The 21,969-nt window shown below is 59.0% G+C and carries 17 protein-coding genes; 8 read left to right on the top strand and 9 right to left on the bottom strand.

Annotation, left to right across the window (positions count from 1 at the left end; genetic code table 11):
* Positions 1-17: 17 nt before the first annotated feature.
* Together trpS and BN1724_RS04765 are read right to left on the bottom strand one after the other, a co-directional pair.
* Positions 18-1,094 carry a tryptophan--tRNA ligase gene (gene trpS / locus BN1724_RS04760; protein ID WP_058234441.1) on the bottom strand — a complete coding sequence of 359 codons (1,077 nt, stop codon included), beginning with the start codon at positions 1,092-1,094 and terminating at the stop codon, positions 18-20.
* Between the two features lie 30 nt (positions 1,095-1,124).
* On the bottom strand, positions 1,125-2,144 hold the full coding sequence (locus BN1724_RS04765) for a LacI family DNA-binding transcriptional regulator (RefSeq protein WP_058234442.1): 1,020 nt from the start codon (positions 2,142-2,144) through the stop codon (positions 1,125-1,127).
* A gap of 386 nt (positions 2,145-2,530) precedes the next feature.
* Here BN1724_RS04765 and BN1724_RS04770 point away from each other — a divergent pair, with 386 nt between their 5' ends.
* The 6 genes from BN1724_RS04770 (at position 2,531) to BN1724_RS04795 (ending at position 11,565) form a co-directional block, all read left to right on the top strand.
* On the top strand, positions 2,531-3,778 hold the full coding sequence (locus tag BN1724_RS04770) for a sugar ABC transporter substrate-binding protein (RefSeq protein WP_058234443.1): 1,248 nt from the start codon (positions 2,531-2,533) through the stop codon (positions 3,776-3,778).
* A gap of 12 nt (positions 3,779-3,790) precedes the next feature.
* Positions 3,791-5,365 (top strand): ABC transporter permease subunit, encoded by a 1,575-nt coding sequence (locus BN1724_RS04775; RefSeq protein WP_058234444.1) that lies wholly within the window; start codon positions 3,791-3,793, stop codon positions 5,363-5,365.
* Positions 5,366-5,387: 22 nt separating this feature from the next.
* Positions 5,388-6,311, top strand: coding sequence for a sugar ABC transporter permease (locus BN1724_RS04780; protein WP_058234445.1), 924 nt, complete (start codon positions 5,388-5,390; stop codon positions 6,309-6,311).
* Between the two features lie 72 nt (positions 6,312-6,383).
* Positions 6,384-8,024: a glycoside hydrolase family 13 protein gene (locus BN1724_RS04785; protein ID WP_058234446.1), complete on the top strand. Its 1,641-nt coding sequence runs from the start codon at positions 6,384-6,386 to the stop codon at positions 8,022-8,024.
* Between the two features lie 143 nt (positions 8,025-8,167).
* Positions 8,168-10,087: an asparagine synthase (glutamine-hydrolyzing) gene (gene asnB, locus BN1724_RS04790; protein WP_197671757.1), complete on the top strand. Its 1,920-nt coding sequence runs from the start codon at positions 8,168-8,170 to the stop codon at positions 10,085-10,087.
* Positions 10,088-10,131: 44 nt separating this feature from the next.
* The gene (locus BN1724_RS04795) at positions 10,132-11,565 is read left to right on the top strand and encodes a carboxylate--amine ligase (protein WP_058234448.1); all 1,434 of its coding nucleotides are present in this window, start codon (positions 10,132-10,134) and stop codon (positions 11,563-11,565) included.
* 359 nt (positions 11,566-11,924) lie between these two features.
* On the opposite strand, the gene BN1724_RS04800 is transcribed toward BN1724_RS04795, so the two are convergent.
* Complete coding sequence (locus BN1724_RS04800; protein ID WP_058234449.1) at positions 11,925-12,881, bottom strand: EamA family transporter; 957 nt, start codon at positions 12,879-12,881, stop codon at positions 11,925-11,927.
* Between the two features lie 71 nt (positions 12,882-12,952).
* Here BN1724_RS04800 and BN1724_RS04805 point away from each other — a divergent pair, with 71 nt between their 5' ends.
* Complete coding sequence (locus tag BN1724_RS04805) at positions 12,953-13,861, top strand: LysR family transcriptional regulator (protein ID WP_058234450.1); 909 nt, start codon at positions 12,953-12,955, stop codon at positions 13,859-13,861.
* Positions 13,862-14,255: 394 nt separating this feature from the next.
* On the opposite strand, the gene cuyB is transcribed toward BN1724_RS04805, so the two are convergent.
* Both cuyB and BN1724_RS04815 read right to left on the bottom strand, forming a co-directional pair.
* The gene (gene cuyB, locus BN1724_RS04810) at positions 14,256-15,062 is read right to left on the bottom strand and encodes a cysteate racemase (protein ID WP_231928157.1); all 807 of its coding nucleotides are present in this window, start codon (positions 15,060-15,062) and stop codon (positions 14,256-14,258) included.
* The gene (locus tag BN1724_RS04815) at positions 15,059-16,315 is read right to left on the bottom strand and encodes a carboxylate--amine ligase (RefSeq protein WP_058234451.1); all 1,257 of its coding nucleotides are present in this window, start codon (positions 16,313-16,315) and stop codon (positions 15,059-15,061) included. Before BN1724_RS04815 ends, cuyB begins: the two co-directional genes overlap by 4 nt.
* A gap of 334 nt (positions 16,316-16,649) precedes the next feature.
* Here BN1724_RS04815 and BN1724_RS04820 point away from each other — a divergent pair, with 334 nt between their 5' ends.
* Positions 16,650-17,144, top strand: coding sequence for a YbhB/YbcL family Raf kinase inhibitor-like protein (locus tag BN1724_RS04820; protein ID WP_058235771.1), 495 nt, complete (start codon positions 16,650-16,652; stop codon positions 17,142-17,144).
* Positions 17,145-17,193: 49 nt separating this feature from the next.
* Here the strand turns inward: BN1724_RS04820 and BN1724_RS04825 are convergent, their stop codons facing one another.
* The 4 genes from BN1724_RS04825 to dnaK form a co-directional block, all read right to left on the bottom strand.
* On the bottom strand, positions 17,194-17,625 hold the full coding sequence (locus BN1724_RS04825; protein ID WP_058234452.1) for a heat shock protein transcriptional repressor HspR: 432 nt from the start codon (positions 17,623-17,625) through the stop codon (positions 17,194-17,196).
* A 240-nt stretch (positions 17,626-17,865) separates the two neighbouring features.
* Entirely contained in the window at positions 17,866-18,897 is a 1,032-nt protein-coding gene (locus BN1724_RS04830) for a DnaJ C-terminal domain-containing protein (protein ID WP_058234453.1), read from the bottom strand.
* A 140-nt stretch (positions 18,898-19,037) separates the two neighbouring features.
* Positions 19,038-19,673 carry a nucleotide exchange factor GrpE gene (locus BN1724_RS04835; RefSeq protein ID WP_058234454.1) on the bottom strand — a complete coding sequence of 212 codons (636 nt, stop codon included), beginning with the start codon at positions 19,671-19,673 and terminating at the stop codon, positions 19,038-19,040.
* Positions 19,670-21,547, bottom strand: coding sequence for a molecular chaperone DnaK (dnaK, locus tag BN1724_RS04840; RefSeq protein WP_058234455.1), 1,878 nt, complete (start codon positions 21,545-21,547; stop codon positions 19,670-19,672). The genes BN1724_RS04835 and dnaK overlap by 4 nt, the downstream gene beginning before the upstream one ends.
* Between the last annotated feature and the right edge of the window lie 422 nt (positions 21,548-21,969).

Raw genomic sequence — 21,969 nt, forward strand, 5'->3', positions numbered from 1 at the left:
GGCTCGCACGTGTGGAATCAGTAGACCATCCCCATCACCTCACGCACGCGCGCCAACGTCTTGTCCGCCTGCTCATTGGCCCGGGCGTTACCGCGGCGAAGCACCTCGAACAGATAATCCGGGTTCTTTTCCAGCTCCGCGCGACGAGCCCGTATCGGCGCCAGGTGCTCATTAAGCGCCTCAGCACACAGCATCTTCAAGGTACCCGCGCCCTTATCACCGATCTCGTCGGCAATCTCGGTCGGCGTGCAATCACTGCACAAACTGGCGATCATCAACAGATTCGCGACCTCCGGACGATTCTCCGGATCGTAGGTAATTACACGATCAGAATCGGTCTTCGCCTTCTTAATGAGCTTCAACGTGTCATCGGCGCTGGCTTTGAGCATGATGGTGTTCCCGCGGGATTTGCTCATTTTCTTCGAGCCATCCAACCCCAAAATCAACGGCGCATGAGATAGGAGCGCATCCGGCAAGGGGAATACTTTCTCCCCACCGGCGTACCGCTCGTTAAAGCGACGCGCGATCAGACGGGTCTGCTCAATGTGCGGCAGCTGATCCTTACCCACCGGAACCAGGTTGCCACCGCAAAACAAAATGTCGGCAGCCTGGTGTACCGGATACGTCAGCAGCAATCCACCGAGGGCAGACTTGCCTGCATCCTGAAACTCCGCCTTAACCGTGGGGTTGCGCTCTAGCTCCGGCACGGTGACAAGCGAGAGGAACGGCAGCATCAGCTGGTTCAGCGCAGGCACCGCAGAGTGGGCAAATATGGTGGTGCGCTCAGGGTCGATACCAATCGCGAGGTAGTCGGTCAGGACATCGCACACCCGACCCCGGATATCGCCCACCACGTCTCTGTCGGTGATGACCTGGTAGTCAGCGATTAAAACCCAGGTATCGATACCGCGTTCCTGCATGAGCACCCGGTTTCGCAGGGTGCCAAAGTAATGCCCAATATGCAGGGAACCGGTCGGACGATCGCCGGTGAGCATCCGGAAACCACTCGGATCCTCAGCAATCTGGCGTTCGATGTCGGCGCTGCGACGAAGGGCGGTGTCGTAGCTGGCGCGGGAAATCTCGGCATCGTTCATCTGGTCATGGTATCGCCCTTACACCGGCACTTATGACTCGTGCACAGGGTGCTTCGGCGCCGCCCCGGTGGAACCGCGTACCACCAGTTCGGGCTGCATCACAATTTCCGATCGGACCGGGCGCCGCGAACCTTGTTTTTGCTGGACCACGGCATCAACCGCTGCCCGGGCAAGGGCCGCGAGCGGTTGTCGAACGCTGGTGAGCGTCGGATAGCTGAATCGGGACGACGGAATATCGTCATACCCCACCACCGACACATCTCCCGGCACGGTTAACCCCCGTGAGCACACTCCCTCCACTGCGCCGCGCGCCATCACATCCGATCCGCATACCATGGCTGTGCACCCGTGAGACAGCAATTCAATAGCGGCTTGAAATCCTCCCGCGTGAGAGAAGTCGGTGTATGCAATTTTTCGGGCGGAGGAGGAATTCTGATCGATGAGGTCCTGGAAGGCCCGGGTTTTCTGGCGCACCGGGTAGGTGTGGACGTCCCCCACCGCCAAGCCGATGGTTCTATGCCCTAACGCTTCGAGGTGATCGACTGCCATCCGGGTGGCCAGTGCATCATCCGTAGAGATGAAAGTCCCTGAAACTTTCTCACACACGCCGTTGATAAATGCGAACTTCATACCTTGCGCTGTCAGCTCGCGATAGTGCCCGACGTCTGAGGTGGCGTTGGCGTGGTGTCCGGAGATCATGACCACCCCGCGCACACCGGCACCGTATAAACGCTCTAGCGCGATCCGCTCTCTGTCTGCCGAGCGAGACCGAGTGCCGACCAGAGAACCGATGCCCCGCGAAAAGAGTTCCGCTTCAATTTTTTCGACGAACTGTGGGAAAACGGGGTTCTCCAGGTCTGGGACGACGATCCCAACGGCCGGTTCCACGGGTCGGAGCGCAGGACCGAGGTCACGTCCGAGCCGGGCCGCAATATCCAGCACTCGAGCGCGAGTGTCGTCTTCCACCCCGGGTTTTCCATTGAGAACGCGGGACACGGTGGCTTCGCTGACCTGCGCCTGACGGGCGATATCGATGAGTCGCGCCTTCATCTGTCCTCCTCGTGTCGCAGTTTGTTGAATCGGTGCATCCACCCTGAGGTTTCACCGTGCTCTGCCGGGACCAAGACCCGTGCCAACGGCCATGACAGCGGCAGTCACAGCGCCAGCGACCGCGGCAACCCGTGCAGACCGTGCGGTTGCACCGGTGCATCATCGCTCGCCGGTAAACCCGCGAGTAATCACAACCGCTTAGCCTGCCACACCCCTCCCGCGCGCCTTCAAGTTTGTCCGCGGTCGGTCGGGGCAATTTCTCACCTAGTGCGAACGCATGAAATTTTTTCATATTCTTGCACGAGGGACTGTTTAGGCCCTACTGTGTGCTCTACCGGGACCCCATGCGCTGCGTCCAGGCAGCCAACCTGTCAAAGGAGAATCAGGTGACTCTTCGTCGAAAGTCCTTCCTCGCCCTATCCGCTGGCCTGCCCGTCGCCATTGCCACGGGATGCGGATCCTCCTCCTCACACCCCGACTCCGCCGGATCCACACCCAAACCTGGCTCGGACAAAGGCGCGGACCTCACAATCTGGGCCGATGGGAAGAAAGCCCCCTCGCTCACCAAGGCGGCCACCGAATGGGGGCAGCGCAACGGCCTGACCGTATCCGTGCAAACCGTGGCCAAAGACCTGATGACCAACTTCGTCACGGCTAACCAAGCCGGTAACGGACCCGATATCGTGATCGGCGCCCATGACTGGATCGGAAACCTGGTTCAGAACTCCTCGATCACCCCGATGCAGCTGGAGCAGGACGCCACCAAAGACATCGCGCCGACGGCGATGAAAGCCGTCACCTACCAGGGACAGGTCTACGGCTTGCCGTATTCCGTCGAGACCCTAGTGATTTACGCGAATAAGAAGCTCACCAGCGTTGCCGAACCGACCACGTTTGAGGAGATGATCGCCGCAGGGAAAGCCGGGGGCGCCGAATTGCCGCTGAGCCTGCCCGTGGGCCAGGAGGGCGACGCCTACAACATGGAGCCCATCTATACCTCAGCTGGCGGCTACCTCTTCGGAGAAAAGGACGGCAACTACGACCCCAAGGACCTCGGAGTCGGTAAAGAAGGTTCCATCGCAGCCGCGGAAAAGATACTGGAACTGGGCAAGCAGGGAATCCTAAAAACCTCAGTCACCGTAGACAACGCCATCTCGCTGTTCACCGATGGTAAAGCCGCCTATCTTTCCTCCGGGCCGTGGGCACTGTCCGATATTAAAAAGGCCGGTATCGACGTCTCATTGGTGGCATGGCCTCAGCTCCAGGGAATGCAACCAGCCCGCCCGTTCGCAGGCGTCAATGCCTTTTATGTGGCATCCAAGGCCAAAAACCCCGGGAACGCGAACCAGTTCATCGCTGACCTGGCGGCCAGCACCGAGATTTTCCATGCCATGTTCCAGATCAACCAATTGCCGCCGGTGAACTCTGCGCTGCAAAAGCAACTCGCCGCCGACAACCCAGAGATGGTCAAAATCGCGCAGCTAGCTGAATCGGCCCAACCTATGCCCGCTATCCCCGCCATGGCTGCTGTGTGGAAGCCGCTCGGCCAAGCGCAGGCGAGCATTATCGGCGGAGCCGACCCCAAGACCACCATGATGTCGGCAGGCGAGCACATCGCCGCACAGATCAAGTAAGGCTCGCTCCCGATGACCTCGATCCCCGTGTGCCGGGAACGTTCCACGACGATTACCAGCGTCATCGTCAGGGTGCTCGTGCTGGGAAGCGCTCTCGCCCTGGCGGCGTATCTGCTGCCCGTTCTCATCGGACAGCAGATGTGGACCTGGGCACTTGTTGTCGCCCTCGCAACGATCTGCCTGTTTGTTCTCTACTCCACCAAGCGCTTCATCCCGGGTAAATACATTTTCCCCGGAACATTCTTCCTCGGGCTGTTCCTTGTCATCCCCGTCATCCTCACCGTGGGCTATTCGTTCACGAATTTCGGCGACGGTGCTCGCGGCTCCAAAGAACAGGCCATTGAAGCCATCACCAGCAGTTCTGTGAAACAGCTCCCTGGTTCTCCGCGATACAACCTCACGGTCGCGACCAAAGCCTCCGTCGCCAAGGGGCCGTTCGAGTTTTTCCTAGTCGAGCAGAAAACCGGTGCGGTGTACCGCGGCAGTTCCGAACAACGCCTATCCCCGGTCACTCCCGGTGAGGTCGAGCTCAAGGGTCGCAGGGTGAGCGGGGCGCCCGGATACACGATTCTTACGCCGCGAGAAATTAATGCGGTCTACCGGGACCTACAAAATGTCGCGGTCCCCGTTGACAACGAGTCGGCGATCAGAATCTCCGGGGTCAACCAGGCGTTTCGGGGAACGAAGACCCTGCGCTATGACGCCTCCCAAGATGCCATCGTGAACTCTGCAACCGGCGAAACCTTCCGGGTGGGGATGGTCGGCACCTCGGAATATTTCGTCAATGCCGACGGCAAGCCGGCTTTCCCTCAGTCCTGGTTACAGGGGGTCGGGTTCGCCAACTACACGCGGCTATTTACCGACGCCAGCATCGGCTCCCAGTTCGCACGAGCCCTGGGATGGAACCTGATATTCGCCTTCGGATCCGTTCTGCTCACCTTCGCGCTTGGGCTCTTTCTAGCCATCGTGCTCAATGATGACCGTATCCGAGGCAAACGGGTGTACCGGTCCTTCCTGCTGCTGCCCTACGCGGTGCCCGGATTTATTGCCCTACTGCTGTGGGCAAACTTCTATAACCGCGATTTCGGGCTGATTAATCAGACGCTTGGCCTGCATATTGACTGGCTCGGGGATCCCACCTGGGCCAAATGTGCCGTCCTGCTGACGAACTTGTGGATGGGTTTTCCTTACATGTTTATCGTCTCCACGGGTGCGCTCCAGGCTATTCCTCAAGACGTGCGCGAAGCCGCCCGGATCGACGGCGCGAGTGGGCTTCAAACCACCCTGCGGGTTGTTACCCCGCTCTTGCTGGTCGCGGTCGCACCGCTGCTGATTTCGAGCTTCGCCTACAACTTCAATAACTTCAACGCGATTCAGCTGCTCACCGGGGGCGGGCCCTTCCCGCCGGGTGAGTACACGCGCGGTGGCACCGACATTCTCATTTCGATGGTGTACCACATCGCCTTCGGTGGTTCCGGCGCAGAATTCGGCTTCGCTTCGGCGGTATCGGTGGCGCTCTTTGTTCTCACTGGGTTCCTCGCAGCCGTCCAATTCCGCATGACCCGGCTGTTAGAAGACGTCAATTGAGTGCCGCATGAGGAGCACAACCATGACCACATCACACACCCCGGCATCCTCGGACACACCAGCCCGCCCCACAGCATTGCGCCAGCGCAAGCTACCGCTGGGCCGCTGGATGCGCGAAGTCGGATGGCGCCACCTGGTCGGGCTCATCGCCCTGGCATTCGCTATTTTCCCCATTCTGTACGTGATCTCGGCGTCGCTTAATCCCTTGGGGACGATCTCCAGCACTCAGATCATTCCCCGGGAGGTGAGCTTCGAGAATTACTCCAAACTGCTTTCCGGTCAGCATGGGCCATTCTTGTCCTGGTACCTCAACACGGTGATCGTCTGCGTGGTGGTATCGATCATCCAAGTGTTTCTCTCGGTTCTCGCGTCCTACGCGTTTAGCCGTTTCCGGTTCACTGGACGTCGCGGCGGCCTGCTCTGCCTGCTGTTAATCATGATGTTCCCCGCGATCCTCGCCATGATCTCGATCTACTCGATGATCTCGGACATCGGCCAGGTGATACCACTGTTCGGTTTAAACACCTTGCCGGGCTATATTCTCGTGCTACTCGGCGGCTCCCTCGGGCAGGTATGGCTGATCAAAGGATTTTTCGACACCGTTCCCAAAGAGCTCGACGAAGCGGCCATCATTGACGGTTGCTCGCACTGGCAAGTTTTCAGCCGCATCCTGCTACCGGCGCTCACCCCGATTCTCGCCACCACGTTGCTGCTGAGCTTGGTGGGTGTGATGAGCGACTTCCTTTTAGGTTCGCTCCTGCTCACCGACGATTCGACGAAGACGCTCGCCGTGGGCATGTACGGGCTGCTCAACGCCGATAAATCCAATAACCTGGGGGTGTTCGCCGCCGGATCCGTGCTCATCATGATTCCGGTCATCGCGCTTTACCAGTTCCTACAGCGCTACATTATCGGCGGCTCCACCGCAGGGGCTGTGAAGGGGTAGAGGCAGAAACCACTCCAATGCGCTGTCCTCGCAGGCGGCCATCCCCATAGCTCAATGACAGGAGAACTCCCTATGTCCCATGAATGGTGGCGCGACGCCGTCGTATATCAGGTGTATCCACGCTCTTTTGCCGACCACAACGGTGATGGCATGGGCGATCTCCCAGGGATCACCGAAAAACTCCCCTATCTCAAAGAACTGGGGGTCGATGCCATCTGGATGTCACCCTTCTACACCTCGCCCCAAAACGATGCGGGGTACGACGTCGCCAACTACACCGATGTTGACCCTCGGTTCGGCACCCTGGGCGATTTCGATACGCTCATGGAACGGGCGCGCGAACTCGGAATTAAAGTTCTCGTCGACATCGTCCCCAACCATTCGTCCTCTGAGCATCCGCTGTTTCAGGAAGCGCTCGCCGCACAACCCGGGTCGGCGGCGCGAGATATGTATATATTCCGCGACGGCACAGGCGAATCCGGCGAGCTTCCCCCCAATAACTGGCAGTCGATCTTTCACGGCGATGGCTGGACCCGCGTGACCGAAACCGACGGCTCACCTGGCCAGTGGTACCTGCATCTTTTCGACACCACCCAGCCAGACTGGAACTGGGATAATCCACGCGTCCATGAGCTCTTCCACGATGTGCTGCGCTTTTGGTTAGATCGCGGCGTCGCCGGGGTACGCGTAGATGTGGCGCATGGACTAGTCAAAGCCCCCGGGTTACCGGATGCGGTCAGCAATCAGGAAGGCCTGATTGACACCGATGAGAACCAGACGCCCCCGTTCTTCGATCAGGATGGCGTGCACGACATCTACCGCGAGTGGCGAAAAATATTCGACTCCTACGACGGTGACCGCATGATGGTCGGTGAATGCTGGGTGCCGGTTGAACGCATGGCCCTATATGTGCGCCCCGGTGAAATGCATCAGATCTTTAATTTCTCGTTCCTGCTAGCCCGCTGGGATGAAGAGAAGATCCGCAGTGCTATCGACACGCCTCTGCGTGACGCTACGGCGGTCGGGGCGCCGACCACCTGGGTGCTGTCCAATCACGATGTGATCCGTCATGCCTCCCGGTACGGATTCAGCCCGGATCGCATTCTGGGTGAAGGCCTCGGCCCTGATGAGGACCAACCAGATCGCATCCTTGGGTTGCGGCGGGCTCGCGCCATGACCGTGCTCATGCTGTCCCTGCCGGGTTCTGCATATATCTATCAGGGCGAAGAGCTCGGGCTGCCTGAGGTTCCCGAGATCCCCGACGAACTGCGTGAAGATCCCGCGCATAAGCGTGCAGGTGTGCCGGGCCGCGACGGATGCCGGGTCCCGATTCCCTGGGAGGCTGACGCCCCGGCGTTCGGCTTCTCCCCCACCGGCGCGTCGTGGCTGCCGCAGCCGGAGTATTTCCGCCAGTACGCTGCCGACTCACAAACCGGCGTGGCGGGATCGACGCTTGAAATGTATCGGCAAGCCTTGCGTCTGCGCCGCGAATATCGGCTCGGATCTTCGGATATGACCTGGTGCGATGACCTTGCCCCCGGCGTGCTCACGCTTCAAGTTGGTCAGATCACGGTCTACCTCAACACCTCTGAGCATACTGTTCCTCTTCCCGACGGGGCACAAGTCCTTTTGACCTCGGCCGATCAGGAACAGCCCAAGCGCGACCACGCCCCACAGCTAGCACCCGATACAGCGATATGGGTCCGCGGATAACCCCGTAGGAGCACCTGACCCCATGCCCGCACCTTCATCGTCCCCTAGCCTTCCTACCGAGTCTGGGGGACGATGAGGGCCTGGCCCCTGGTAGATTGTTTTGGTCCTCGTGCACCTCGCCTCATCCCGGCAGCTCGCGGTCAGTGACGCGTACCGTCGCGTTCTCGCCGAATGCACGCATCGCCCGAGAACAGTCCAGAGAGCAGAAAGGCCCCGCCCTCATGTGCGGTTTCACCGGTTTCGTCGATCCTACGCTCGCGGATAAGCAACCCGTGATCTCCGCGATGGCTGCGCAGATCATTCACCGCGGCCCCGACCAGGAGGGGTATTTCACCGACGACGACATCGCCCTGGGTTTTCGGCGACTATCGATTATCGACCTCAGCCACGGCGACCAGCCCATCGTCAGCCAGGACGGCACGAAGGTCATCGTTTTCAATGGCGAGATCTACAACTACCGGGAACTGCGAGCCGAACTGGTCGAGGCAGGTCTCAGCTTCCGCACCCACTCAGACACCGAAGTCATTCTGCGCGGTTTCGAGCACTGGGGCCAGGATGTTCTGGCTCGTCTACGCGGAATGTTTGCTTTTGTCATCTGGGATACGCAAACCAAGACGCTTTTTGGCGCCCGCGACCCCTTCGGCATCAAACCGTTCTATTACCAGCACAACGACGATGTGTTGATCTTCGGTTCGGAAATTAAATCCTTCCTCCCGCAGCCGAACTTCACCAAAGAAGTCAACACCTCCGTTCTTCCTGACTACCTCTCGTTCGAGTACATTCCGTTCCGCGAAACCCTCTTTTCGGGCGTTCATAAACTGCTCGGCGGCGAATGCTTCACCTTCACCGACGGCAACCTCAGTATCCGTCGCTACCACTCGCTCGAATTCGATATTGACGACAGTAAGTCGCTCGACGACTGGACGCGCATCATCCAGGACGCCGTCGAAGAGTCGGTAGCCGCACACCAAATCGCCGATGTCGAGGTGGGATGCTTCCTGTCCTCTGGTATCGACAGCTCCTACATCACCAAGGAGATGACGAAAACCGGGAACCGGATTAAAGCGTTTTCGGTTGGCTACGCGGAAGAAAAGTACAGTGAGCTGTCGTACGCCCGGGACTTCGCCCAGAAGATAGATGCTGAGTTCCACGAAAAGCAGATCACCGCGGACGAAACTTTCGCTGCCGTGCCGCGGATTCAGTATCTGATGGATGAACCGCTGCCGAACCCATCAGCGCTGCCCCTGTTCTTCCTCACCCAGGCCGCCGCTGAACAGGTCAAAGTCGTCGTCTCCGGCGAAGGCGCCGACGAATTGTTCGGGGGGTACAACCAGTACCGGGAACCACTGGATTACTCCACCTACCAGAAGGTACCTGCCCCGGTGCGCCGCGGCATTGCAGCTATCGCATCCCGGCTCCCCAATTTCCGCGGTAAACGCTTCCTTCTGCGCAACGCCACATCGCTGCCCGAAAGATTCTTCCGCAATAACTACGTCTTTTCGCCGGAGGAACGGCAAAAAGTTTTGCGGGCGCCAATTCCCGCACCCAGTTCAGCCTCAAGGACCAAACCGCTGTTCGATCATGTGGCCCATCTCGACGATGTGACCCAAATGCAGTACGTGGATATCCACACCTGGATGCTGTACGACATTTTACAAAAGGCGGACAAGATGTCGATGGCGCACTCTTTGGAACTGCGGGTTCCTTTCCTCGACCTGCGCGTCTTTGACGTCGCCCGACGCATTCCCAGTAGATTCCGAGTCACCAAAGAGAACACCAAAATTGCGCTGCGCCGCACGGCATTGCGCGAGATTCCCGAACGCACTGCGAACAAGAAAAAACTGGGTTTCCCGGTTCCGCTGAATGATTGGCTGCGCCAGGAACCGTACGTCAGCGAGGTGCGGGCACGCTTTTCCAGCGATGAGGCGGGACTCTTTTTCAACCGCGACTACATTCTCGGCATGCTGGAGACGCACCAGACCGGGGTGAACGGCTATATGAAACGCATCTGGTCGATCTACTGTTTCCTAGTGTGGTACGACGAGTTTTTCGTCAAACGCTGACAGTGTCTAGGTCCTCTGCTCGCAGATCAATCCAAAGGTTTCTCATGCACCGTACCCCTGCCCCCAGCGACGCCCCCTTCGACGTTGTTTTACTTGGCTCGGGCCTTGGCATTTACGCGCTATCTCGCGCATTCCACGAAGCGTACGGCGTAGTCAGCACTGTCGTGGCAGTCGGCGCACCCGAACCGTTTAGGCGCAGCATCACCTGCCAGGTGCATGACCTTCCCTCCGGCAGCACCGATGAGGACCGACTCAAGACCCTGCTTGCGCTCGCTGAGGCTCGCGGGTACTCGTCGGCTGGATCAGCTCAGTCCGGATCTGAGGATTCAGAATCGGCTAAGGCCGACGATGCAAAGGTCACCGGGAGTGATGATTCCGGTGTGCCGGGAACAGGCAGGCGCGAGGCGGCCCAGACCGGCGGAGCCGAAGCAACCTATGGTGCCGAGCCGGGGATATCTGGCGCTTGTGATCACGGTCGGCCTGCGGTGCTGATGTGCAATACCGACGGAGATATCGCTTTTATTGCGCGTCATGCCGACGCTTTAGCCCCTTATTATGTGCTGCGCCTGCCCGACCTCACCACGGTCGAACGCCTATCCGATAAGGCCGAGTTCACGGCTCTGTGCGGTGAGCTCGGTATCGATGCACCGCGCACCCTGACCCTCGATTTCAGGAACGGCCAGCGCCCGGAGATTCCGCATATCGACGCTGGATTCCCCGTCGTCGCCAAGCCAGCTGTGAGCGAACCCCATGTGCGTCTGCGCATGGACGGGAAGAAAAAGGTGTATTTCCTGTCCGACGAAGGGCAACTGCGCGAATTGGTTGATCGTCTATATGAGGCTGGATTCCGCGACCGTTTCGTGGTGCAGGAGCTGATCCCTGGTGACGACACCTATATGCGCTCCATTACCGCTTATCGCGATGCCCGCGGAGTGGTAACACTTGCGGCAAGTGCCGCTGTGCTGCTGGAAGAGCACACTCCAGACGCTTTAGGGCGGCCCGCCGCCATGCTGACTCACACCTATTCCGAGGCTCTTACTCAGGCCCGGGCCATCTTGGAGGCAACCCAGTACATCGGGTTTGCCAACTTCGATATTAAAGAAGATCCTCGCACGGGAACGCTGCACTTTTTGGAGGTGAACCCGCGCATCGGCCGCAATAGTTTCTACGTCACCGGGGCAGGAGCCAATATCGCCCGCTTCATTGTGGAGGATGGCGTCTTTAACCGCGCGGTAGAACCGGTGTTCGGTGTTCCCGAGATTTTGTATTCGATGGTGCCAACCGGCTTGCTCATGCGGTATGTCACCGACCCTGAGCAGCGCAGGCATGTACGTGCAATCGCTCACCGTGGGGTTGTTGATCCGTGGCTATACAAAGCCGAAGGCGCGTGGATGCGCACCTATGCGCGGGTCACCCGATTCAACCATGTCCGGAAGTTCTTGAAGTATTACCCGCGCCCAACCTCTACCGGTTTTTAACTGTCGATGCTAGGGTCGCTGCTAGGTGTACAAAGCGGAAGCTAAGTACACAAAAGTGGCAGTCTAGGCTTACGACTAGCAGCCATGCCATCATCAGCAATGAACGGTCTGCGAGGTAAGGACATGAGCGTTTTTGCTTTACAAGCATCTGAGATTATTTTTCTCTGCGCAATTATTGCGGTCTTCATCGTTGCTATCGCATTGATCATTTATTTCGTGCGCCGGTGAGTAACGGGGGGAGGACGCGATGGGGCGGATGCTGCGCTCTAGTAATGGATCGCTCGGCTACTAAGCAGCTGGCACATTGACCACGCTTCACGTAATCCTATTCATATAGCCATATAACCATATAGCGATACTCACTTAGATTGAGAGCCGCTTTCCAGAGTAGCGCGATCCAGATCTTTAACTCTTTCCGCATCCCGACTTAGCGTGGCGGTTCTTCTCATGGGCCGATAGGTAAGCGCGCTGAGGAGGACACCTGTCACCACGAGAGCCGCCCCGGTAACTTCACCGATACGGACAACCTCGTGAAAGATGAGCCAGGCTGTCGGCATGCCAAAAATCGGCACGAGAAGCGAGAAGGGTGCAACTGATCCCGCCGGGTGCCGCGACATGAGCCACGTCCAGATACCGGATGCAATCACCGTCGCCACGATCACGGTAAACAGAAGACCCAGAGTCGGACCAATACCTTCGGGAGTAACTGCCACCCGAAGTGCGTTTGCGATCCGTTGCGGCCCTTCACATATCCAGCTGAGCACAAACATCGGAATCGGCGGAATCACGGTCATCCACAGCATCAAGCGGAACGGCTCTGTGGTGCGCGCCTGACGGTTGCAGATGTTCCCAATCGCCCAACCGAGGGCACCGATGAGAGTGAGCAGGAAGGGAAGAAAAGTTGCGTGTTCAGCGCGTTGCCACCCGACCAGGGATAGCCCGGCAATAGCGATTACGATGCCGACTGCGCGAAATAGCGTGATCGACTCCTTGAAGAACAAGGCACCCAAGATCACGGTGAACGGCGCGGAGGCTTGGAGAACAAGGGAGGCAAGTCCCGCCGGCATTCCGACTGACATACCCCAGTACAGGAAACCAAATTGGAGAACCCCAAAGCCGGCACCGTATCCGAGGAGCCACCTCCACTTAACCTGCGGGCGGGGAATAAACAGCACGGTCGGAACCGCAAGCAGGCCGAATCTAATAGCGGCAAGCAGTAATGGCGGGTAGGTTTCGAGGGAAATGTCGATTGCTACAAAGTTGATTCCCCAAAGTGCGGCAACCAGAACGGCGAGTGGAACATGACGTACGGGCATACGCCCATCGTCACAGCAAATTTATTAAAGGACAACTGAAACTTTCAACATATACATTGTAGGTTACCTACATGGATATACGGCATCTTCAACTGCTCCGTGAACTCGCCGACCGCGGCAGCATCACCGCGGTAGCGGAGGCAACACACCGCACTGCATCCGCCGTCTCCCAGCAGCTCCGGACCGCTCAACGAGACGCAGGCATGCAGCTTGTCGAGCCGGAAGGACGCGGCGTGCGACTCACCGACGCTGGGCGAATCCTCGCAGCAGGCGGCGTCGAGATCGAGACAATTTTGGCGGCAGTACAAGCTCGCTGGGATGCATACCGACAGGACCCGGGTGGAGCTGTATCTATCGTTGCGTTTCCAAGTGCTGCCACTTTACTTTTCCCTCGCGCCTTACAAGCTGCGGCACACGCCGGAATAGATCTACACATTACTGATCTCGATCCAGCCGAACACGAGTTCGCCGAGCTCACGAGGGATTACGACATTGTGATCGCCCACAGCCTGAATCACCCGGAACCCACCGGCACAACCGGTCTTACTGTTCGTAAACTGATACAGGAACCCCTCGACATCGCATTAGCAGCTACCCATCCTCTCGCCTCACGCACAGCTCTACGCTCCAAAGACGTTGCAGACGCGAACTGGATTGGTGTACCCGAGGGATATCCATTCGATACCGTGCTCACATCTATCGCTACACGACTCGGAAAACCTCTCAACATCACACAGCGAGTCCGCGACAATCGCCTGATCGAAGCGCTTGTCTCCGCGAGCAATCAGCTTGCGGTGCTACCCCGCTTCACTACCCCTGCCAGCGACAGGCTAAAACTGATCCCGATCGTTGATGTATATACCAGCCGCTATCTGTCAGCGATCATGCGACCTGACCGCGCTCAGCGCCGAGCAGTTCAATCAATGCTGAGGGCTATTACAGAGGCTGCACAACAAGCTTCGCACCGATCATCACTGTGACCTGACGGGTCCTGAGTGGTGGATGATGCTTTTCAGCAGGTCACAGTCGTGTACCGCGTCCAGAGCACTAGTGTCCAAGCTCTCGCACCGTGTCCTTCCCTGCCATGTCTAGCAACCGTGTCGGGGATAGCTCATCCCCGTTCACACTCTTGGTAGCAAGAAATTTCGATCGGGTTCACGCATATCAAGACCCGGCATCGACGTACGTACATCGGGCATGTCGATCTTCGGACGCATCTCAAGATCGGCCTGGAGTCCACCTTGAATCAGGCCACGTTTTGCCCGGTCTAGGCTTCTTTTGATAGATCCCGCACTAGGTAGATCTCTGGCACTCGCGGATCAGCTACTCCCCCGCCTCACTACCAGCGTGCTGCGCATCAAGTGGCCAAAAGCATCAGGAAAAAGCGGGGCTGAGTTCTTTGCCAACCGCCCGCACAGTTGCTCGAGCAAGCTCCGTCAAGGAATCGACGAGCCGTTTATCGCCTCGGTAACCGTACTGGTCAAAAACTACCGACAGCTCCGTGCACCCCAGAATGACTGCTCCCGCCCCGGCATCAATCATCTGCGCCACCGCATCATCGAACAGACCTAGATCCACCGGCTGGCCCGCCTTGACCTGGTCGTAAATAACGGTATTGATCATGTCCTGAACGGGGCGCGAAGGAAGCATGGGGGTGCTTCCGAGAGCATCCAGATCGCGCTGATACACCTCCGCGCGCACATTGCCTTCGGTAGCAAAAATAGCGACCGGCGCACCCGAGTGCGCCACAACCTCTGCCGCACTGTGGGCGGTGGTTTCCACAATGCTGAGCAGGGGAATATCGATAGCGCGCATAATGTGCTCGCTGTAGTGGTGGGCGGTGTTACACGGTAAAACTAACAGGTCCACTCCGGCTGCCTGCAACATGCGCGCATCCTGTGCCAGCACAGGCCCAGGGTCCGGGTGGTTGTCGGGATCGAGAATGTGCGCGGTACGGTCCGGAACCGTTGAATGCTGGGCAACTAACGCGTCGATATGCCCCTGATCTGTGGAAGATCGGGTAGCCCTCACCAGCACGTCAAGAAAAGTTGCGGTCGCAGCTGGCCCCACCCCGCCGAGCACGCCCACGACCGGATTGCTCCAGCCTTTACCAAGCTGGGCTAACTGATTCGGATCAGACGCCAACATATTCGCTGCACCCTCAGGCAGGTCCGAACTCACGCCTGGCCTCGTACCGGATGCGGACGGTAGTAGCGACGGAACTTCTTCACATAGTTCATTTGAGATAGCGCAATATATGCCCAGCGTTTCGGATCAGTTTCAACCCCGCGATACACCAAGGGGTTCTTCACCTTCTTCGCAGCGAGCACACGATCTAACTGTTCGCGGGCATCCGGCAGTGTGGTGTAGTGCCGCACGAGCCGGGCGGGAACCACCGTGTACAGCACTTCGTCCTGTTCCTGAATTAGCGAGGTTCCCTCGGGCAACGTTCTGCGGATCAGCTCGTCGACGTAATAGGTGACCGGGTTATGGCCGCCTGCGGTGACGTAGTAATTCGACCGACCCAAACGCGGATTCAGTTCAAAAAACTTGGTTTTTCCATCTCGCGGATCATATTTGAGGTCAAAATTCGCGTATCCAGTCCACTGCAATTCGGAGAGTAGTTTTTGAGCCTGAGCCACCATCTCAGGATTCACGCCAGTCACAATAGCTGCCGGGTTGCCAATGGCGCCGGGGCTGTGTTCTTCCAGCAAGGTCCGCCCCCACGACGCAAAGCGAACCTGCGAGGTGCGATCGCAGTAGCAGGTGAGGATCCGCATGTTTTGGTCATCGCCCGGGATCATGTCCTGGACGATTATGCTTTCGCGATAGCCCGCAGCTCGGATGGTGCGCAGCAGCGCTAAAAGGTCGTGCCGGGATGCCACCGTATGCACTTTGGACTTACCCTCAAAGGAAATCTTTTTCCATTCCGAGACTTCCGCAGGCTTGGCTATCACCGGGTAGATGAAGGGGATCTCGAGATTCGGATCCACATCCTCGGCCAGATTGACAACCCGAGTTGCAGGATGGTCAATCCCGAGCCGTTCGCACAGCGCTGTGAAGTTTTGTTTCTGGGTCCCAGCGTCGAACTGTTCCCGGGAGACATAGGGAACCACCCAACGCTGATCCAGACGATCCCTCAGGCCAATAATGGCTTTCACGGTTGCATCTGCGGAGCCGAGCAGAAGCAGTTTTCCATCCGGGTGGGTTCGCCCGACGTCCTCTAGGACGGGTAGCAACGCCTGAGAATCGAACGGGTCTAAGCAGGTGACGTTGTCGATGATCCGTGAGCGGTCAACGTGCCAGCCTCGCAGCTTAGAAATGACGACGGTGCTCTTCCCATAGGCTTCGTGGAACGCACGCGCCAGGGAATAGGCACCGATATCTCCTCCGACGACGACGGGGGTGAAGTCCTGATCGTGTGCCTGGTCCATGGGGCGAGTCTAGTGGCGATATGGGCCCGCTAGCCCGCAAGCACGGGTGTGACAGCCGACTCTGCCGCTCGGAGTCCAAACAGATCTAGTCGTGTGTGTGCTTCACGGTCACCAACCCGCCAAGTGCACCCTTGGGGGCATCTTTTAATCTCTTTGTAGTTTGCTGCTGTTTATATTTTTTAATATCCCCGAACCTGTTCCGGCCTCCTTCGGTATCTACCCACATATCCTCGTCGGACGCGACAACCTACTCGACGAGTAAGGCAGAGACCAGCAGGTCCCGCCAGTGGCCGTTTTCTCGCATCGGCGCGGCTCGGTGACTAGGGTTGATGACATGGCTCCTGACACCGTTTCGCACGAAAAATTCACCGTGGCATCCAACGCCGTGACAGAGGGCGAGGTTATACGTCCGGCGCAGCTGGTTGCGGACCTCGGCGGGGAGAATCTCTCACCCGACCTTGCCTGGTCCGGCGCTCCCGAGAATGCCCGCTCCTTTGCGGTGACATGCTTTGATCCAGATGCCCCCACGGGCTCGGGTTTCTGGCATTGGATCGCGTACAACATCCCTGTCGAAACCACGGCCCTGAGCACCGGCCAGCCGCGCTCCGATACGGGATATGACCAGGCCAGTAATGATTACGGGACCAAAGGATACGACGGGCCGCATCCGCCCGAGGGCGAGGACCATCGCTATATCTGGACGGTGCATGCACTGTCGATTCCGCACATTGACCTGCCCGAAGATACTCCGCATGTGCAGATTCGCTTCATGATCCACACGCATGAGGTGGCACGGGCGCAGGTTTCCGGGCATTTCCGCAACGCCTGAGGCTACTTGCCCGGCAACCGGCGTGAAAGTCGAATGCGGCGACCGATCTCTAGTCCCGGGGGTGGCCTGGTTTCCAGACCACCAGTGCCCCTCCCGGGCGTCGCTGGGGACGCTGCCCGTACCGCATTACGGTGGTTTCGCCATCGGGACCGGTTGCAAAGATGCGCCGCCCGGCCCGGTTTTGGGCTTCTTTGATGGCTGTATGCACCGCAGCTAGCTGGTTTTGGAGATCCTGGACCTGATTTTCGAGTTCCAGGATTCGTTTAATCCCCGCGAGGTTGATGCCTTCTTCCTGGGATAGCTTTTGCACTTGACGCAGCTGAGCAATATCGCGAGCGGAGTAGCGCCGTCCGCGGCCAGGGGTTCGGCGCGGGCACACGATGCCGAGACGGTCGTATGTTCGCAGCGTCTGCGGGTGCATGCCCGACAGCTCCGCCGCGACGGATATGACGAATACCGGGGCGAGATCGTCCATCATCATGAGCCATCTCCTTCCTTATATTCAGTCCCTCACTGTGCTTACTGCCTGCACTGTCACTGCGCTTACTGCCCTGCGCTAACTACCTTGCGTCTAGTTCGCTGCACGGTTTGCTGAGCTCTAAAAGCCTCTGCCCAATCCGCCGCGCTACCGGTCATGCGGCACTGTCGGGTTGGGGCATTCCCCGACGTTCGGCGCTGCCTACTCGACAACCTACTCGGCAGCGCCACCAATCTGATCGTCTCAGGCGGATGCTGCGTCAGCCAGGCCCACTCTCGGGTTTTCATCTTTGGTGGCTTCACGGAAGGCCACCACGGCCTCTTTAGCCGCTTTGCTGAGGTGAGTTGGCACCACGACGTTTATCACAACCAGCAAGTCACCGGTGCCCTTCTTCGTGGTCAAACCTTTACCGCGGACCCGCAATGTGCGACCCGACGGGGTGCCGGCAGGTACCTTCACCTTGACTGTTCCTCCGTCTAGCAGCGGAACGTCGAGGACTGCCCCGAGCGCGGCTTCATCAAAGGAGACCGGCACCGTGATCTTGAGGTCCTTACCCGACATCGAAAATACCGGGTGCTCGGTCACGGCCACGGAGATCACCAAGTCTCCGGCGGCACCGCCATACGGGCTGGGTTGGCCTTTTCCACGCAAGCGGATTTTCTGGCCGTCGTGGACCCCGGCGGGAATGCGGGCGGTCAGGGTTTTGCCACTGACATTGATCCTGACCTCGCACCCTAAAGCGGCGTCACGGAAGGACAGGGTGGTGCGTGCGGTGAGGTCCTGGCCTTTAGCGGGTGCACCGCTACCGCCATAGGAGCCTGCTCCGGCAAACGGGCTGCCGCCGGGATATCCACCGCCGGGACCTGATGCGGCACCCTGCTGACCAAAGCCTCTCAAAATATCTTCAAAACCGGCTCCGCCCCCACCAGTGTCGAACCGGAAGTTACCGCCGCGCTGGCCGAACATCGCACCGAGGATGTCCTCGAATCCGCCTGCTCCGCCCGAGCCGGATGGACCCGCTGTGAACCGAGCACCTCCGGATCCCAGCGCACGGATCGCGTCGTACTGTTTACGCTGTTCGGCATCTTTCAGGACGGCATAGGCTTCGCCGACAGCTTTAAACCGCGCTTCGGCTCCGGAGTCCCCCGGATGCCGATCCGGGTGCAGTTCCTTAGCTTTTTTGCGGTACGCCTTTTTAATCTCGTCGGCAGAGGCGTCCTTGGAGACACCGAGGACCGCGTAAAAGTCCTTGTCGAGCCAATCCTGACCTGACATTTTGTCTCCTGATCTATTGACGATGTAGTGGGTGGCCGGTCATCACAATCGGCGAAAAGTCTGCGGGGTGCCAGGCACCCGGTGATAGCGTCGTCGGGCCGCTCCGGCAACGAAGCGACCCGACGACGCTCAAAGCATGATCACTCAGGACCATGGGTTGCAACCCGTGCGGGCCGCAACACTTTGTCGTGCATTTGGTAGCCGGGCTGAAGCACCGTCTTAATGGTGTTGACCTCGACCTGATCGGATTCCTCATGCATAAGGGCCTCGTGCAGGGCCGGATCAAACTCCTCCCCGACCGCCCCGTACCGAGTCAGGCCGTGCGAGCCAAGCGTGTCCTCAAGCTTGGTGGCAATCGCGTGGAAGGGGGTCCCTTCTGTCACGTCGCCGTGCTGGCGCCCGAGCTCGATGTCGTCGAGCACGGAAATAAGCGAGCTGAGAACCTGGCCCACGGCTGACGAAACTCGCTGATCTGCGGCCATTTCGATCCGTCGGCGGGAGTTCACGTACTCCGCTTGAGCCCGTTTGAGTTCCTCCTGAAGTTCAGCAACCTGGGAGGTGAGCTCCGCAATCTGTGCATCTTTGGGATCGGCTGTGCCGTTCTCGGCGTCTTTCGCCTTTTCCTCAGCGACGAGCTTTGCCGCTTCGCGGTCTACGTCGTCGAGGTCGGGGCCCGAGGACCGGGGTTTTCCGGTCGCCGGATCCACTTTCCTCTTATCGACGAAGGAGAACCGCGGCTCACCCTCAGGCTCGGGTGCTCCATCGTTGGCGGTCACTTCTTCTCCTTGCCCTCGTCCTCGTCCACGATTTCGGCGTCGACAACATCTTCATCCTTAGCGGACGAGTTTGCCGGCTCCTCGGTGCCAGCGCCGGGGGTGGCACCTTCGGTCTGTGCCTGCGCGTAGATCGCAGCACCCACCTTCTGAAGAGCCTCATCCAGTGCGTCGCGCTTTGCCTCCAGATCCGAGATCGGAGCGTCCTCGTTCTCGAGCGTTTCCTTCGCGGACTTGATCGCATCCTCAACGGGGGTCTTGATGTCCTCGGAGACCTTGTCGCCGTTGTCCTTGATCAGGCTCTCACCGCGGTAGACCAGCTGCTCAAGAGTGTTGCGAGCGTCAGCGAGCTTGCGGCGTTCCTCGTCCTCGGCGGCGTGTGCCTCGGCGTCCTTGACCATGCGCTCGATGTCTTCTTTAGACAGGGCCGATCCACCGGTGATCTGAATGGACTGCTCGTTACCAGTGCCACGGTCCTTAGCGGAGACGTGCACGATGCCGTTGGAGTCAATGTCGAAGGTGACCTCGATCTGCGGCACACCCTGGGGTGCGGGCGCGATACCGGTCAGCTCGAAGGTGCCCAGCAGCCGGTTATCCCGGGTGAAGTAGCGCTCGCCCTGGAAGACCTGGATGGTCACCGCGGGCTGGTTGTTTTCAGCCGTGGTGAACATTTCGGAGGCTTTGGTCGGGATAGCGGAGTTGCGCTCGATGAGCTTAGCCATCCGCCCGCCCTTGGTTTCGATGCCGAGGGACAGCGGGGTGACGTCCATGAGCAGAACGTCTTTGCGCTCGCCCTTGATAACGGCAGCCTGCAGAGCAGCGCCGACGGCCACGACCTCATCCGGGTTTACACCCTTGTTGGGGTCCTTGCCACCGGTCAGGGACTTCACGAGGTCGGTCACAGCCGGCATACGGGTGGAACCACCGACCAAGATCACGTGGTCGATATCCGAGATCTTAATTCCGGCATCGCTGATGACCTGGTGGAACGGAGCCTTGCAGCGCTCCAGCAAATCGGAGGTCATGTCTTCAAACTGCGCCCGGGTGAGCTTCTCATCCAGGTGCAGCGGACCGTTTTCGGTCATCGACAGGTACTGCAGGGAAATGTTGGTCGATGACGAGGAGGAGAGTTCCTTCTTGGCCTGCTCTGCTGCTTCCTTCAGGCGCTGCAGGGCGATGCGGTCTTTCGACAGATCCACGCCATCCTTGGACTTCACCTGCTTGATCAGCCAATCCACAACCCGCTGATCCCAGTCGTCACCGCCGAGACGGTTATCGCCTGCGGTGGCCTGAACCTGGATGGTGGCGAATCCGTCATCATCCTTGGAGACTTCCAGCAGGGAGACGTCGAAGGTGCCGCCGCCGAGGTCGAATACCAGGATCTTCTCGTCTTCCTTGCCCTTTTCCAGGCCGTAGGCGAGGGCAGCCGCGGTGGGCTCGTTGATGATGCGCAGGACGTTCAGTCCGGCGATCTGCCCGGCGTCCTTGGTGGCCTGACGCTCAGCATCGTTGAAGTATGCGGGCACGGTGATGACGGCGTCGGTCACGGTCTCGCCGAGGTATGCTTCGGCGTCGCGCTTGAGCTTGCCGAGAACGCGGGCGGAGATTTCTTGCGGGGTGTACTTCTTATCGTCGATCTCTTTGGTCCAGTTGGTGCCCATGTGGCGCTTCACGGACGCAATGGTGCGGTCAACGTTGGTGACCGCCTGACGCTTGGCAACTTCACCGACCAGAACTTCTCCTTGCTTGGAGAAAGCGACCACCGACGGGGTGGTACGCAGGCCCTCCGCGTTGGCGATGACGGTGGGCTGGCCACCCTCAAGGACGGCAACGCAGGAGTTGGTGGTGCCGAGGTCAATGCCTACAACTCGAGACATTAGGGGTTCCTTCCTGATCGGGTGCCGACGGCCAAGGCGGTCCGCCGGTCCGGCGTGCGGGGCGAGAACGGCTGCGGTAGTGCTCAGGCTGAGCCTTAAGCAGCTATCCGTTCGTTCCCGTTAGCAGCCGGGAAGACTTGAGCTTTCGAGACTCAAGTAGATACAGGTGCATCGCACTTGTCAATGATCACCTCAATCAACCTGAGTACATCAGACTCAACTCTTGGGGCGGGGTCGATATTCCCACCGTCCACACTCACCTCGCATGGCGTGCATCACATGCCGCATCGCTACCGTCACTCCTCGTTCGACACACGCCCCCGGCACCGACCACCACTCAGACACCTGAGCGGATTGACCCATCGATCAGCACGATGACATGTGGACTACATCCCGACCTCGACCCGAAAGCCTCACATGTC

It is taken from the genome of Devriesea agamarum (assembly GCF_900070355.1).
GTDB lineage: Bacteria > Actinomycetota > Actinomycetes > Actinomycetales > Dermabacteraceae > Devriesea > Devriesea agamarum.